Below are 13,974 nucleotides of genomic sequence, written 5' to 3'. Positions count from 1 at the left end.
CGCCTGAGCCCGCCCGACGAATACGGGGACTTGGTGCAGCTGCCTACCGCGCAGCGACCGCATGTGAGCCTGGACTGGCGAGAATCTCGTCTGGCCTGAGAACGGGGCTCAACCTGGATCTGATCGAAGAAGGAGCACGCATGGCAATATCGACTTGACCACAACCCCCTCTCCATGTGGGCGGGTGGGCGGCAGGAGCGAACCGACGGTCCCGCCGGCAGAGGCGGGCTGCACCCGCAGGGCCGAAATGAAATGGAGGACCCGGGCATCGCCCGGGTTGCGGCACGCCGCGGCGGGACCATAGGGTAGCGACGCCCACCCGCCAGATCGTCGCCGGAGGCGCAACGCCGCCGCGCGATGCGCGGTGACCGCAGATCTCTCGCAGCGCAAAGCGTTGCGCGGCTCCACCAGAGCCCATCAGACAAGCACTCTCGAAATCCGGCCGGCCGTCGCGGCGGCGTGCGCGCGCGCCCGTGCGTCAGCCGCTGCCGCGCCCTCCGGTCGGATCGAGCGTGCCACGCCGCGAACCAGGACATGCGGTCTCTGGCAGCCTCGTCAGAGGCGCAAGTGCACGCTCATCTGAACCGCGTTCCGATTACCGGCACAGTCCGGCAAACTGCGTCATGCGATCATCATCCGAATGGACCGAGACGCCGAAGAGCGACTCGGCGACGCGCAGCGGCGTGAGAAGCGCGGTCACGCTGCAGGCGTGAGACGCCTTGGGAACGGCTCTCCAATTCTCAGCCTACGCTACGCTTTCTATTTCTCGCCCACAGTAAGCAGAGCGCGCCAGCCCCCTTGATCCCAGCATAACAAGCGGGTCTCGTCTGCTCCAAGGGAGCACAAACCAACGCAGGAAATGCAGGCACATCCGATGACTACAGAAACCCAAGAACGCATCATCCGGATCAAAACGGTGCTCGAACGCACCGGACTCAGCCGCTCGACGCTATACCGAAAGATGCAGGACGGCAGTTTCCCCAAGAGTGTCCGGATCAGCCTGCGATGCGCAGGCTGGCGCGAGGCGGCGGTCAACACCTGGCTGCACAACCGGCTATTCTATTCCGACGACGAGCACTCCCGAAAATGACGATTGAGTTGCTCCGGCCCACCGGAGCTCGCCGGGGCGCCGGATGCTATGAATGACGAGCATTGGGACTTTCCTGCCGTTCCCGCGTGACGTGTCTAACGGCAGCTCTCGCCAAGAGCCGACGTCCGGCACTTCCCCGACCGATCATCGGAGTGCGCCCGCAAATGAGCAGTGAGCAGGCTGGCATCCTTCGCCTTACCTATCTTCGTGACAATCCAATCGCGCTCAACTTGGGATATGAAATAGACCGGCATAAATTCCTCGCTTTTCGGCGAATTGCCTAGGACGCCGCCTGCGGCGTGGGCAATTCGCTGAAGAAACTAAGGCGCATGTCATCAAACGATCGGACTTCAAACGTCTCGGTTTCGTCCGGTAGCGTCGCAAGTGCGCCCTTTAGATAGCGTTCGCAGAATGCGACGACGAAGGAATATATCGCGGTGTTGAAGTTATTCGTCTGCGCGTGTGCATCGCGCTGCATAAGCCGGAGAGCTTCGGCCCCGTCGCCTACGCCTGCTAGTTGCTTGAGCGCTTCATATTGCAGGATTTCCGTCGTGTAATAGAGCGTGTTGCCGATATGGCGATGAAGATAGTCGCCTAGGTCGTCCATAGGCGGAAGAGCGTCGTAGGCGGCTGCGACGATTTCTCGCAGGCTATGAAATGCGACATTGTTGCGCACGTCAGTTATGAGCGATTGCTTCCCTTTGCCCGGATTGAAGTAGGCGCGCAGGTTGCGAAGAGCGACGCGCCCGTCCTCGCTCATATGGGGCTCATAGTCGGCCTTCAGCTTCTTCGAGAAGCCCGATAGCACCTTCCACCCCTCGCACATGCGACCGGCGAGCATCCGCATAACGAGCATGGCGTAAGCCGAATTGCCCTGATTGACGATCCGCGGCGCGTTAGGGGGGGCGCTATCAATGATGACAGCGACCATCTTGTTCAGCATCTGCAACTCGTTTGCGAGCCCGGTACTCATTAGGAAGAAGTAGCGATCGTCTTCGGGAACCGCGTCTAGGTCGGCTTTCGAGTATTGGAGCGTATGCAAGGTGATAGACCGGCCTGTCATGCATCGTCCTGTTGAGGCAATTCCGCTGTCGTTGATATGTGATCGCCGGTTCTGAGGAATTCGGCCAATTCTTTTGACACCTTCACCATGAGCGGGTTGCGGCCCGTGATATGGATCATCGCGCGAATTGGCGCCCTGCCGATGATCGGGAACTTGCGGCCGAACATCTCGACACGTGAGGCTTCACGGTTTGCCGCCTTCATGTCTGCGATCGGCGTGTAGAAGCCTTGGTTGCGGCCCGGCTCTACGATCGTCGGCCCCGGTTGAGGGTTCAGCATGATCGCGGTGTTCTGGATTGCGTAGCGAAATGCAAAAGCCTGCGGGCCGCGCGATATCCATCCGGTGCGCCATCCTACGCTGCCGACATGGAATGGCCGCACGCCGATGTTCAGAACTTCGATGCCAACTAAGTAAGTGCCGGGTGTCCCATCGCCGATGAACCTCACTCGAATACCCGCGCTGCCCTGCGCCTTCATCGCCCGTTCGGACATAACAACCCATAAAGACATGGCAACTGCGGCGAATGTCGCGAACGCGCCAATTGCCTGCGCAATCGCGCCGAATGCGGTCCACCATGTCACAGCGTCTTGCGGGCTCATGCCGCATCTTACGACGCTACGATCGCTACGTCTATCTAACCGGGCGACCTTGGGCATCACATCGCCGCGCGTGCTGCCCCGGTGCTACCCCGGACGGCCTCCTGCCGGGGAAATGTCGCCAAGTCATTGAAACGCTGGTGCTGCCGGTGAGTATTGAACGCACGACCTCAGCCTTACCAAGGCTTCGGTTGCAGCACCGATGAGAATGGCAGATTTCGACCGATTAAGATGTTGAGCTGAGAGCACAAAATTGGGCGCGCAACTGCCAAGCGGTTTCACACCGACGAAGAGGCAGGTTCTGGCGAAAGTTGCCGCTGGAGGCGCAGCCGACGAACGGCGCATTCTGGTCGACTAATGCCGGATCGTGGACGAGGTGGTCATCAGAGGCAGAGTGTTCGAATGACGGCTTCCGGCGGAAGTTCGCGAAGGCGTGCGCCACTTTGATCCTGCCGAGCTATTGTCTGTGACCGCGGCGGCTACGCAGGGCGGCTCCTTGCAGGCTGCGAAAGGTAGGACATTCGGCATGGCTCGGCGCTGGGCAACGCGCTGCACTTCGAAGACCGTCGCGAACCGTCTCCAACTTCCTGATAGTGCGATCGATCTCATCCGCCTTCGCGGCGAGTAGCCCACGATCGATCCGAATTTCGCCATCGGGGCTCAGCATCCCGCCAATCTCGCTAAGCGACAAGCCGGCGGACCGGCCCAACGCGATCAGCGAAAGCCGGTCGATCACATCGGCTGCGAACGTACGCCGCAGGCCCCGGCGGCCAAGTGACTCAATCAGTCCCCGTTGTTCGTAATAGCGCAAGGTCGAGGCCGGGAGGCCGGAACGGCGCGCGACCTCGGCAATATCGATCAATCCCATCCTTGACCTCAAGCTGACTTGAGATGGCACCGTGCAGCGAATCATCAACCGTATCAAGGATAAGCCATTGAACCACGATCACGATCAGGACAGCGGCGGGCTTGGCTGGAACAAGCAGCGTGGAAACGTCTGGGTGGACCTTCAGCCGATGCTCGATCGGTTGTTCCTGCCGTTCGCGCGGATGCTGGTCGATAACGTAAGGGCCGGGCCTGCACAGGCGGTGCTCGATATCGGCTGCGGCACCGGAGCCATTACGCTTTCGCTGGCTGACACGCTGGGGCCGTCGGCGTATTGCACTGGCGTCGATGTGTCAGAGGCGATGCTGGACCGCGCACGCCAGCGAGCCCTTGCGACAGGTGCGCATAACGTGCGCTTTATCGCTGGAGATGCGCAGCGCCATCGGTTCTCACCCGGTACCTTCGACGCCGTGGTGTCGCGCTTCGGGGTCATGTTCTTTGATGATCCTATTGCCGCCTTCGCGAATATCGGCGCCGCAATGCGCACCGGCGGCACGATGACCTGCGTGGTATGGCGGAGCCGGGAGGAAAACCCCTTCATGACGGCGGCGGAACGCGCGGCGGGGCCGCTGCTCGGGTGGAAGGATGAGCCCGAGGCCAACTCCGAAGCACCTGGTCAGTTTGCCTTCGCCAATGCCACCCACGTCTCACGAATCCTGGCCGCCGCGGGGTGGCGCGATGTCGATATCACGCCCACGGATGTGGCATGCAGTCTCACGGAAGGCGATCTCATTACCTACAGTCGGCGCACGGGACGCGTTGGCGCGATCCTGCCCGACCTCGAAGATGCGCTCCGTGAAGACGTTATCGCGAAGCTCGATGCGGCGTTTGCCGACTTTATCGTTGAAGGCCAGGCGGCTTTTAACGCTGCGTGCTGGATAATCCGGGCAAAGGCCGGCTCATCGGAGTAGCCCTTGAAAGAAACCTTGCTGTCGAGAGGAGCATGTGTCTGGCGAACGGCGCGTTTTGGAACACGCCGGCACTCCGTGCCCTCTCGCTCAGCGGCGTATTATGGTCGGCAGCCATCGGTGCCGAATTTCGCATGCTGGGTGGGAAGCGGAACGGCAGTTCTTGGGCGAAGCAAACGCGCTGCTGCCATTCGAGAAATCAGTTCACCATGTACACCGCAAAGACAGTATAGGCGCCTTCCTCGCAGCCGCCCCCAAACGTGCCAGAGTTGATCGCCTCGACTGCCCTTTCTAGGCTGGGAAACAGGCAGTGCTCGTTGACCTGCGCCTCGCTGGCTGCGGAGTTGCAGGAAAGCGGAGAGTGTTCGAGGTAGTCTCCGAATACCACTACGTCATATCCGACCAGCGAAAGAGCACCCTCGTCTGCTGGGGATTCGACAGCATCTTCCACTCCCGCCGAACGGACAGGCGATCTCGGACGCCAGGAAGTCGCGTCAAACTTCCAACCATCTGACTCAAGTTCACGTTCGTAGGCGGCGTAATAAAATAGCTGGGCGCCGCTCGAGTCGACGCCCACTTCCTCCGCCAGTGCCCAAAGCACCGCGGGACTGTTCGCGACGCCGAAGGTGTTGTGTTTCCACGCTTCCTGCACATCGACCACATTGTCGTTGACGCAATTTGCAACGCTACAAACGTCTTTGACTTGGTTCGGGGCTTCGACGAGCCATCCGGCCGGTGGCACAACGCGCTTTAGAAGGTAGCCAGCAGGAAGCATCCCGATCACATATCAATTTGGCACCATATCCGCTATCGGGCACTGCGCTCGGCACAGTGAACGACCGGGAATGGGTCGGAAACGGAGATAGCGACTATCTGCTGAGACAGATCTACCCCTCCGCCGATTGTGCATCACCGACGGAACAATCCCATTAATCGCTGTCGCCAAGAGGTTGGACCTACTGCATTTGACAGCCTGCCGCCGAGGCGTGCAGTGGGTTGATCGGCAAAAATCACGTTGAGCATACCCTTGGTCAGGCCGTCAGGAATTGGGATATTTGCCGAACCTGACTCCTGAAGCATGTCATCGATGTATACGGTCACCGTCGGCCCAGCTGCCCAAACGATAAGATTGTCCGGGCTCCATTCTATCTCGCCCAGTCCGCGCTCCGCAGCGCCTGACGTTTTTAGGGTAATGGTAGATCGGACCGGAACCTCGAACTCGTCACACCACGGCTCAAGCCAAACGAGAAGCACGTCCGGCCCCGGATTGCATAGTTCCCATTCGTGGTCGGCAGCCGTCATGAGCGTTACCGTCCCTGACAATGTGAACTTCCGCAATTGATGCCGTGGACGGCTCTCCATCACCGCGGAGTCGATCTAATCTGCTCCGGTCGAATGGAGGAGAAGTGCCATGGCGAACGTACATGTGATCGGATTGGACATCGCGAAGTCGGTCTTCCAGCTGCATGGGCTGGATGAAGCCGGCACAACCATTCTGCAGAAGCGGCTGACGCGGGCGCGGTTGCTGCCGTTCTTCGAAAAGCTGCCGCCCTGTCTGGTCGGGATCGAGGCCTGCGCGACGTCACATTATTGGGCTCGCGAGATCGCCAAATTTGGCCATGAGGTGCGGCTGATGCCTGCCCAATATGTGAAGCCCTATGTGAAGCGCCAGAAGAACGACATGGCCGATGCCGAGGCGATCGCAGAGGCAGTGACTCGCCCCACCATGCGTTTCGTTGCGCCGAAAGCGCCCGAGGAGCAAAGCGCGATGATGCTGCACAAGGTGCGCCTGATGCTCAACCGTCAGCTGGTGATGCTCACCAATGCCATTCGTGCGCACATGGCGGAGTTCGGGATCGTCGCACCGGTTGGGCGCCGTGGCGTCGACCGGCTGCTCGAGGTCATCGACGATGCGGCCGATGCGCGTCTCCCTGCAGCAGCGCGTCAGTGTCTGCAGATGCTCGTTGCCCAATGGAAGCTGGTGAAGCAGCAGATCCTCGAGAATGATCGCCAGGTCCTCGGCCTGGCCCGTTCGACGGAGCTTGGTCGTCGTCTCATGGAAGTACCCGGCATCGGGCCGCTGGTGGCGTCAGCACTGATAGCATGCGTGCCCGACCCGTCGGTCTTCCGGTGCGGCCGCAACATGGCAGCGTGGATGGGCTTGGTGCCACGGCAAAACTCATCCGGCGGCAAGGAGCGGCTGGGGTCCATCACCAAGGCCGGCAATCGCTATCTGCGGCAGATGCTGTTCGCAGGCGCCATGGCCGTGATCCGACGCGCAATGCAGAGCACGCGCCGGACCTGGCTCGTCCGCCTGATCGAGCGCCGCAAGCCAAAGGTTGCTGCTATCGCACTGGCGAACAAGAACGCCCGGATTGCATGGGCCATGATGATGCACGGAGAACGCTATCGCGAGCCGATGGCCGTCGCCGCATGAGACTGCGCGGCTGAAGGCTGCGCTGCGAGGTTGGAAAGGGCAAAGGAGCTATTGCACGAAAGCCGGTCGACACCGCCGGATCAGACCACCCTACTACGCCCCCGCACCCCGAGTGCGAGCAATTGATCAGGGATCCGGTCCGCGGAAGGCATTATGGCCAGCGGCAACGACAGCCGCATCAAAGGCCGGACACATGGCCGCACCGACCACCAAGTGCATCCGCTCGCAAACCCTTGCCAACGGAGAGCCGTCCACACATGGGCGGCAGCAAACGGCTCGAACTGGTGGGTTATCGGATCTCCACCGAACCATTTAGAACAGCGCTCCCGGTCCGATCGTGCAGCATGCGCTCAATCTCTTCCCGGAAGTCGCTGAGAGATGGATAGTCTGTTTCGAAGCAGGTGCTGCATCGGTTCTCTGGCTCATAGTAATTTGCGAGCGAGACATTCGCGACGAGTGCTCCGGTCGCACCTTTTGGGCCGATACCGACCTTCGTGATTTCCGTATATTGCCCTTGCTCGCCAAAGCCCCACTCGCCGAGCACCGGGTTATCAGCGTTGATAGGATAGGTGGAAAGCGAGGCGGCGAAATCCCCCACATCCTGCCATTGAACCCACATGCCGTTACGCCCACTGAAATGCGGGGTCTGCACCTTCGCGATCAGCCACCCAAAATCATCGCCGTCGCGGCTGAACTCATATTCCAAGACCAACGTGCTGTTCATTCCCGATGGTGGCACGGCCCGGTGAGTGTCCGCAACCGGGTGAATGTTGCTACGCCGGGAACGGCAACAAGTGGGGCGGGAGCTGCCGGTACGGAATATAGATTTCAGGCGCTACCGCTGATGGAGCGACTAGAGCCGCCTATGGCTGCTTTCGGCAGGAGCGGCCGTTCCTACCTGGTGGCAGGAATGACTTCAGCTGGTCGAGAGCATCCCTCCTATCGCGCTTGAAGAGAGCCCGAAACACAATCCGCCCAGTCCTGCAGCATGCGTCGGCGCGGCGAAAGGTACAGCGCGCTGTTATACGCGCTGCGGACGTCGTCGCGATCGACATGGGCGAGCGCCATCTCGATCCAGTCGGCCTGATAGCACTCGGCTTCGTTGGCCCAGGTCGAGGCCAGACCACGGAAGCCGTGGACAGTCTGCCGACCGCGATAGCCCATGCGGTAGCAACCATAGATCATGGTGTTCTGGGAAATGGGCTGGCCGAGCTTGTCACCGCCAAAGACGTACGCGCCTGTCGAATAGGTGCGGACGCCTTCGAGCAGCGAAACGACCTGGCGAGAGAGCGGCACGAGGTGTTCGCGCTCCATCTTCATGCGATCTGCCGGCACGCGCCAAAGCGGCTCCAACCCATCGAGTCCCTCGAACTCGTCCCATCGGGCAAGGCGCGTTTCGTTGGTCCGTGCCCAGGTGAGCAGCGTAAAGAGCAGCGCGGCACGGGTAACGGCGCGCCGCCGCGGGTTTTCGTCACCATCGTAGCTGTCTATCGCTCGGACCAGCGCGGGCAGCTCCTGCAAACCCACGCGCGCCATATGCCGTACCGCGGCTTGGGCTTTAGCAGGTCTGAGAGGTAAGCAGCCGGGTCCTGATCGGCCAGCCTTGCGGGATCGCAAAGCGGTAGATCTGGCTGACGTGCTGCTTGATCCGCCGGCTGACATCCAGCGCGCCGCGCGCTTCGACGGTCCGCACCATCGCGAGCACATCGGCGCTGGTGATGGCGCGAAGAGGGCGACTGCCGAGCACCGGAAACGCATCGCGTTCGAGCCGAGTCATCAGCCGGGCAGCGTGGCCGTCGTCGAGGTTAGACAGGCGGTTTTCATGCCAGGCACGTGCCGCTTCCTCAAAGGTCTTGCCGGCGGGCGTCTTGTTACTGGCGCCTGGGTCCCTTCCCTGGCCAAGCGCGACCTTGGCCTCGGCGCGGCGGAGCCGCGCCTCTGCAAGGCTGAGATCGGGATAGCGGCCGAGCGACAGCAGCTTCTCCTTGCCGTCGAACCGGTACTTCATCCTCCAGAGTTTGGAGCCATTGGGCCGAACGAGCAGATACAGGCCCGCGCCATCGGCGAGCTTATAGTCTTGCGCGCGCTTGGTGGCGTAGCGGGCTTCGAGTTCCTTGAGGGGCATCTGGGGGTACTCCGATGGGGTTGCGGAGAGTACCCCAGAAAATACCCCAAAAGCAAATCGACGTCCTGGCGGTCAGTGGCGCCAAAAGGGGCCATCTGGGACGACGCGACTCGGGTGTAAACCACGGAAAACAGGTACAAAAAAACCGCCCCAGGATGTCCTGAAGCGGTTTGGCATATTTGGTGTTGGTTGCGGGGACAGGATTTGAACCTGTGACCTTCAGGTTATGAGCCTGACGAGCTACCGGGCTGCTCCACCCGCGACACGGCAGGTTTTGTGCCTGCCTTGGTGCTTCCGGGGAGCGTGTTGCGCCGTCGGGAGCGTTGGGTTTTGGCGTTGTGAATGGGTTCTTGGTGGGTACCAGGACCTCCTGCTTTGCGCTTCACCGGCTTCAATGCCTGGCGACGACCTACTCTTCCATCGCTTAAGCGATAGTACCATCGGCGCAGACTGGTTTCACGGCCGAGTTCGGGATGGGATCGGGTGGGGCACAGACGCTATGGTCACCAAGCAATGAAGCGGGTGAGGCGCAAAGGGGGGGTTTCAAATCGATACCGTGCACGGTGTGTAACAAGCGAAGGTGAGGATCATCATCCACAACGATCAGCCCAGGGCTGTCGTTGATGGTGGGACTCATCAAGCGCGAATAGGACAATTAGTATCGGTTAGCTCCATGCATTACTGCACTTCCACATCCGATCTATCAAGGTCGTGGTCTCCGACCGTCCTATGAAATCTTATCTCGAGGGAGGCTTCCCGCTTAGATGCTTTCAGCGGTTATCCCGTCCATACATAGCTACCCTGCTGCGCTCCTGGCGGAACGACAGGTACACCAGAGGTATGTTCAACCCGGTCCTCTCGTACTAGGGTCAACTCCTCTCAAATTTCGACGCCACCGGCAGATAGGGACCAAACTGTCTCGCGACGTTTCTGAACCCAGCTCACGTACCACTTTAATTGGCGAACAGCCAAACCCTTGGGACCTGCTCCAGCCCCAGGATGTGATGAGCCGACATCGAGGTGCCAAACAACCCCGTCGATATGAGCTCTTGGGGGTTATCAGCCTGTTATCCCGGCGTACCTTTTATCCGTTGAGCGATGGCCCTTTCCACGAGGGACCACCGGATCACTATGACCGACTTTCGTCTCTGCTCGACTTGTCAGTCTCGCAGTCAGGCTGGCTTATGCCATTGCACTCTAACAGCCGGTTTCCAACCGCCTGAGCCAACCTTCGCGCGCCTCCGTTACTCTTTAGGAGGCGACCGCCCCAGTCAAAACTACCCGCCACAGAGGGTCCAGCACCGGATAACGGTGCGTGGTTAGACATCAGAAAACAACAGGGTGGTATTTCACATTGTGGCTCCACACGGGCTGGCGCCCATGCTTCAAAGCCTCCCACCTATTCTACACAGTTCTTTCCTAATGCCACTCTGAGCTGCAGTAAAGGTGCACGGGGTCTTTCCGTCTAACCGCGGGTACTCCGCATCTTCACGGAGAATTCAATTTCGCTGAGCATGTCCTGGAGACAGTGGGGAAGTCGTTACGCCATTGCGTGCAGGTCGGAACTTACCGACAAGGAATTTCGCTACCTTAGGACCGTTATAGTTACGGCCGCCGTTTACCTGGGCTTCATTTCGGAGGCTTGCACCCCTCCACTTAACCTTCAGGCACCGGGCAGGCGTCAGGCCCTATACGTCGTCTTGAAGCCGACTTAGCAGAGCCCTGTGTTTTTGCTAAACAGTCGCTACCCCCTGGCCTGTGCCCCCTCAAAAAGCTTGCGCTCCAGTGAGGGCCTCCTTCTTCCGAAGGTACGGAGGCAATTTGCCGAGTTCCTTCAGGACACTTCTCTCAAGCGCCTTGGTTATACTCTACCTGACCACCTGTGTCGGTTTCGGGTACGGTCTATACGGTGGGGCTATTTCCTGGGACCCCTTCTGAAGCACGTCCATCCAATAAGGACGTACACACACGGATCCGTCACACACCACCAGGCCCACGAATATTAACGTGGTTTCCATCGACTACCCCTTCGGGCTCGTCTTAGGGGCCGGCTCACCCTGCGCGGATTAGCCTTGCGCAGGAACCCTTGGTCTTTCGGCGAAAGGGCATCTCACCTTTTTATCGCTACTCATGTCTGCATTCGCACTTCCGATACCTCCACGGGCCATTACCAGACCGCTTCACAGGCTTACGGAACGCTCCGCTACCGCGTGATCGTAAACGATCACACCCTAAGCTTCGGTGCGTGTCTTGAGCCCCGTTACATCTTCGCCGCAGGAACCCTTAATTAGACCAGTGAGCTGTTACGCTTTCTTTAAAGGATGGCTGCTTCTAAGCCAACCTCCTGGTTGTTTTGGGATTCCCACATGCTTTCCCACTTAGACACGACTTGGGGACCTTAGCTGTAGGTCAGGCTGTTTCCCTTTTGACGACGGACCTTAGCACCCGCCGTCTGTCTCCCGAGTAGTACTCATAGGTATTCGGAGTTTGGTTAGGTTTGGTAGATCTCGCGACCCCCTAGCCCATCCAGTGCTCTACCCCCTACGGTATTCGCTCGAGGCACTACCTCAATAGTTTTCGCGGAGAACCAGCTATTTCCCGGCTTGATTGGCCTTTCACCCCTAAACACAACTCATCCGGTAACTTTTCAACGTTAATCGGTTCGGACCTCCAGTGCGTGTTACCGCACCTTCATCCTGGTCATGCCTAGATCGCCGGGTTTCGGGTCTAATACTTCAAACTAAGTCGCCCTATTCAGACTCGCTTTCGCTGCGCCTACACCTATCGGCTTAAGCTTGCTTGAAACATTAAGTCACAGACCCATTATGCAAGAGGTACGCGGTCACCCCATAAAGAGGCTCCCACTGCTTGTAGGCAATCCGTTTCAGGTACTGTTTCACTCCCCTCATCGGGGTGCTTTTCACCTTTCCCTCACGGTACTAGTTCACTATCGGTCGCATACGAGTATTTAGGCTTAGAGGGTGGTCCCCCTATGTTCAGACAGGATTACACGTGTCCCGCCCTACTCAAGTCCTGACACATCACTTTCGCATACGGGACTGTCACCCTATGGTCAGCTTTTCCAAACTGTTCTGCTAGTTGAATGTCAGGCACTGGCCTGGTCCGCGTTCGCTCGCCACTACTAACGGAATCTCGGTTGATGTCTTTTCCTCCAGCTACTGAGATGTTTCAGTTCGCCGGGTTCGCTTCACCAAAGCCTATTTTATTCAGCTTAGTGATACCTCCCTCAATTAACTCGGATGATGCATTGCTGCAGCACCTGAATTAATTGGTGAAGGTGGGTTTCCCCATTCGGAAATCGTCGGGTCAAAGCTTGCTCACAGCTCACCGACGCTTATCGCAGCGTGCCACGTCCTTCATCGCCTGTATGCGCCAAGGCATCCACGAATTGCCCTTACCTCACGCTTGAGAGTCCACACCACCAACGACAGCGCTGGGAACACCGATCAACAGATCGGCGACCACTCGGCAAACGCTGCCTGTATGATGTGGATAATAATCTCAGCCTTTACTTGTTCGGGCGAAAGCCTCGTTGCCGGTCAGAAGACCAGATCCGAAACCAACGCCCTCACGGCATCGATTTGAAAAACCCATTCACAATGTCAAAGACCGCTCGCTCACCCCTTGGGGCGAGCCTTGCCGTTGCCGTAGCAACGGAACTCGTTTCTTCATCAACTGGATATCTTGGCTAGGGAGTGCGCACGCTGCGCCGTCAGTCGCGCCCCGTACTTGATACGGGCCTCGCCTTGTGGCGCGCTTTGCAGCGCTGTCCGCCCTTGTTTGCGTGGAATTTAGCGTCGCTAAATTCTCTCGCAAACCGCGGGTTGGTGGAGCCTATCGGGATCGAACCGATGACCTGATGCTTGCAAAGCAACCGCTCTCCCAGCTGAGCTAAGGCCCCCTACCAATTCGCAAATGGTGGGCCGAGTAGGAGTTGAACCTACGACCTCACGCTTATCAGGCGTGCGCTCTAACCACCTGAGCTACCGGCCCATTTGCCATGCCCGGCTGGCCCCAATTCTCCAAAAAAGAGAAAAGCGCGGCCGCAGGCGGCGTGAGCCAGCTCAGGCTAACCAATCTTGATAGCTGGACCACAGCCGCGCTTGCGCGGCGGTGCGATCTGGCCAACCAAAGTTGGTATCCAGTGATGAAGGGACATGAGGACGGCGGCGAAATGTTCATAGGACATGGAGGAAGCTCTTCCACCGCCGCGATGCCGAAGCATGGGGACGATGGCGCTTTCCGCCTTGTTCCTTAGAAAGGAGGTGATCCAGCCCGCAGGTTCCCCTACGGCTACCTTGTTACGACTTCACCCCAGTCGCTAAACCCACCGTGGTCGCCTGCCTCTCTTGCGAGTTAGCGCAACGCCTTCGGGTGAATCCAACTCCCATGGTGTGACGGGCGGTGTGTACAAGGCCTGGGAACGTATTCACCGTGGCATGCTGATCCACGATTACTAGCGATTCCGCCTTCATGCACTCGAGTTGCAGAGTGCAATCCGAACTGAGACGACTTTTGGAGATTAGCTCACCCTCGCGAGTTTGCAGCCCACTGTAGTCGCCATTGTAGCACGTGTGTAGCCCAGCGCGTAAGGGCCATGAGGACTTGACGTCATCCCCACCTTCCTCCGGCTTATCACCGGCGGTTACTTTAGAGTACCCAACTAAATGATGGTAACTAAAGTCGAGGGTTGCGCTCGTTGCGGGACTTAACCCAACATCTCACGACACGAGCTGACGACAGCCATGCAGCACCTGTGTTCCAGTCCCCGAAGGGAAGAAATCGATCTCTCGAAGTCGTCCGGACATGTCAAACGCTGGTAAGGTTCTGCGCGTTGCTTCGAATTAAA

General features: G+C 59.0%; 11 protein-coding genes, 3 tRNA genes, 2 rRNA genes and 1 other annotated feature. Of the genes, 3 read left to right on the top strand and 13 right to left on the bottom strand.

The genetic code is table 11. From position 1 onward, the window contains the following. Positions 1-874: 874 nt before the first annotated feature. On the top strand, positions 875-1,090 hold the full coding sequence (locus TS85_RS00075; RefSeq protein WP_044335557.1) for a helix-turn-helix transcriptional regulator: 216 nt from the start codon (positions 875-877) through the stop codon (positions 1,088-1,090). 280 nt (positions 1,091-1,370) lie between these two features. On the opposite strand, the gene TS85_RS00070 is transcribed toward TS85_RS00075, so the two are convergent. From TS85_RS00070 to TS85_RS00060, 3 genes are all read right to left on the bottom strand, one after another. Continuing rightward, complete coding sequence (locus TS85_RS00070; protein WP_155006243.1) at positions 1,371-2,033, bottom strand: hypothetical protein; 663 nt, start codon at positions 2,031-2,033, stop codon at positions 1,371-1,373. A gap of 116 nt (positions 2,034-2,149) precedes the next feature. Then, on the bottom strand, positions 2,150-2,752 hold the full coding sequence (locus tag TS85_RS00065; RefSeq protein WP_044329655.1) for a hypothetical protein: 603 nt from the start codon (positions 2,750-2,752) through the stop codon (positions 2,150-2,152). A gap of 454 nt (positions 2,753-3,206) precedes the next feature. After that, on the bottom strand, positions 3,207-3,617 hold the full coding sequence (locus TS85_RS00060; protein WP_044329651.1) for a helix-turn-helix domain-containing protein: 411 nt from the start codon (positions 3,615-3,617) through the stop codon (positions 3,207-3,209). Positions 3,618-3,648: 31 nt separating this feature from the next. On the opposite strand from TS85_RS00060, the gene TS85_RS00055 reads away from it, so the two are divergent. After that, the gene (locus TS85_RS00055; protein ID WP_155006242.1) at positions 3,649-4,545 is read left to right on the top strand and encodes a class I SAM-dependent methyltransferase; all 897 of its coding nucleotides are present in this window, start codon (positions 3,649-3,651) and stop codon (positions 4,543-4,545) included. A 196-nt stretch (positions 4,546-4,741) separates the two neighbouring features. Here the strand turns inward: TS85_RS00055 and TS85_RS00050 are convergent, their stop codons facing one another. Further along, on the bottom strand, positions 4,742-5,326 hold the full coding sequence (locus TS85_RS00050) for a hypothetical protein (protein WP_155006241.1): 585 nt from the start codon (positions 5,324-5,326) through the stop codon (positions 4,742-4,744). A gap of 125 nt (positions 5,327-5,451) precedes the next feature. Then, a complete protein-coding gene (locus tag TS85_RS25070) occupies positions 5,452-5,844 on the bottom strand; it encodes a hypothetical protein (RefSeq protein WP_155006240.1) in 393 nt (130 codons plus the stop codon). 109 nt (positions 5,845-5,953) lie between these two features. Here TS85_RS25070 and TS85_RS00045 point away from each other — a divergent pair, with 109 nt between their 5' ends. Then, the gene (locus TS85_RS00045; RefSeq protein WP_044329648.1) at positions 5,954-6,979 is read left to right on the top strand and encodes an IS110 family RNA-guided transposase; all 1,026 of its coding nucleotides are present in this window, start codon (positions 5,954-5,956) and stop codon (positions 6,977-6,979) included. A gap of 289 nt (positions 6,980-7,268) precedes the next feature. Here TS85_RS00045 and TS85_RS00040 read toward each other — a convergent pair whose 3' ends face one another. The 8 genes from TS85_RS00040 to TS85_RS00010 all read right to left on the bottom strand — a co-directional run bounded on the left by TS85_RS00040 (position 7,269) and on the right by TS85_RS00010 (position 13,118). Beyond that, complete coding sequence (locus TS85_RS00040; protein WP_044329646.1) at positions 7,269-7,703, bottom strand: hypothetical protein; 435 nt, start codon at positions 7,701-7,703, stop codon at positions 7,269-7,271. A 215-nt stretch (positions 7,704-7,918) separates the two neighbouring features. After that, entirely contained in the window at positions 7,919-8,515 is a 597-nt protein-coding gene (locus tag TS85_RS25940; protein WP_227698604.1) for a tyrosine-type recombinase/integrase, read from the bottom strand. A gap of 22 nt (positions 8,516-8,537) precedes the next feature. After that, on the bottom strand, positions 8,538-9,104 hold the full coding sequence (locus TS85_RS25935; protein ID WP_227698603.1) for a tyrosine-type recombinase/integrase: 567 nt from the start codon (positions 9,102-9,104) through the stop codon (positions 8,538-8,540). A gap of 186 nt (positions 9,105-9,290) precedes the next feature. Beyond that, positions 9,291-9,366 (bottom strand) — tRNA-Met (locus TS85_RS00030). Between the two features lie 134 nt (positions 9,367-9,500). After that, positions 9,501-9,615: ribosomal RNA gene (rrf, locus tag TS85_RS00025) — 5S ribosomal RNA — on the bottom strand. A 124-nt stretch (positions 9,616-9,739) separates the two neighbouring features. Beyond that, positions 9,740-12,533, bottom strand: a 23S ribosomal RNA gene (locus TS85_RS00020). 417 nt (positions 12,534-12,950) lie between these two features. After that, a tRNA-Ala gene (locus tag TS85_RS00015) sits at positions 12,951-13,026 on the bottom strand. Between the two features lie 15 nt (positions 13,027-13,041). After that, positions 13,042-13,118: transfer RNA gene (locus TS85_RS00010), tRNA-Ile, on the bottom strand. Positions 13,119-13,383: 265 nt separating this feature from the next. Continuing rightward, positions 13,384-13,974 (bottom strand) — a sequence feature (16S ribosomal RNA rRNA prediction is too short).

The sequence above is a fragment of the Sphingomonas hengshuiensis genome (genome assembly GCF_000935025.1).
GTDB lineage: Bacteria > Pseudomonadota > Alphaproteobacteria > Sphingomonadales > Sphingomonadaceae > Sphingomonas > Sphingomonas hengshuiensis.
The sequence above is the reverse complement of the archived record's forward strand: the minus strand, read 5'-3'. Positions and strand labels throughout refer to the sequence as shown.

Bases quoted from the DNA above. Each gene is read 5' to 3' on its own strand.
- TS85_RS00075 (WP_044335557.1), top strand. From the start codon at position 875: ATGACTACAGAAACCCAAGAACGCATCATCCGGATCAAAACGGTGCTC.
- TS85_RS00070 (WP_155006243.1), bottom strand. From the start codon at position 2,033: ATGCTGAACAAGATGGTCGCTGTCATCATTGATAGCGCCCCCCCTAAC.
- TS85_RS00065 (WP_044329655.1), bottom strand. From the start codon at position 2,752: ATGAGCCCGCAAGACGCTGTGACATGGTGGACCGCATTCGGCGCGATT.
- TS85_RS00060 (WP_044329651.1), bottom strand. From the start codon at position 3,617: ATGGGATTGATCGATATTGCCGAGGTCGCGCGCCGTTCCGGCCTCCCG.
- TS85_RS25070 (WP_155006240.1), bottom strand. From the start codon at position 5,844: ATGACGGCTGCCGACCACGAATGGGAACTATGCAATCCGGGGCCGGAC.
- TS85_RS00045 (WP_044329648.1), top strand. From the start codon at position 5,954: ATGGCGAACGTACATGTGATCGGATTGGACATCGCGAAGTCGGTCTTC.
- TS85_RS00040 (WP_044329646.1), bottom strand. From the start codon at position 7,703: ATGAACAGCACGTTGGTCTTGGAATATGAGTTCAGCCGCGACGGCGAT.
- TS85_RS25940 (WP_227698604.1), bottom strand. From the start codon at position 8,515: ATGGCGCGCGTGGGTTTGCAGGAGCTGCCCGCGCTGGTCCGAGCGATA.
- TS85_RS25935 (WP_227698603.1), bottom strand. From the start codon at position 9,104: ATGCCCCTCAAGGAACTCGAAGCCCGCTACGCCACCAAGCGCGCGCAA.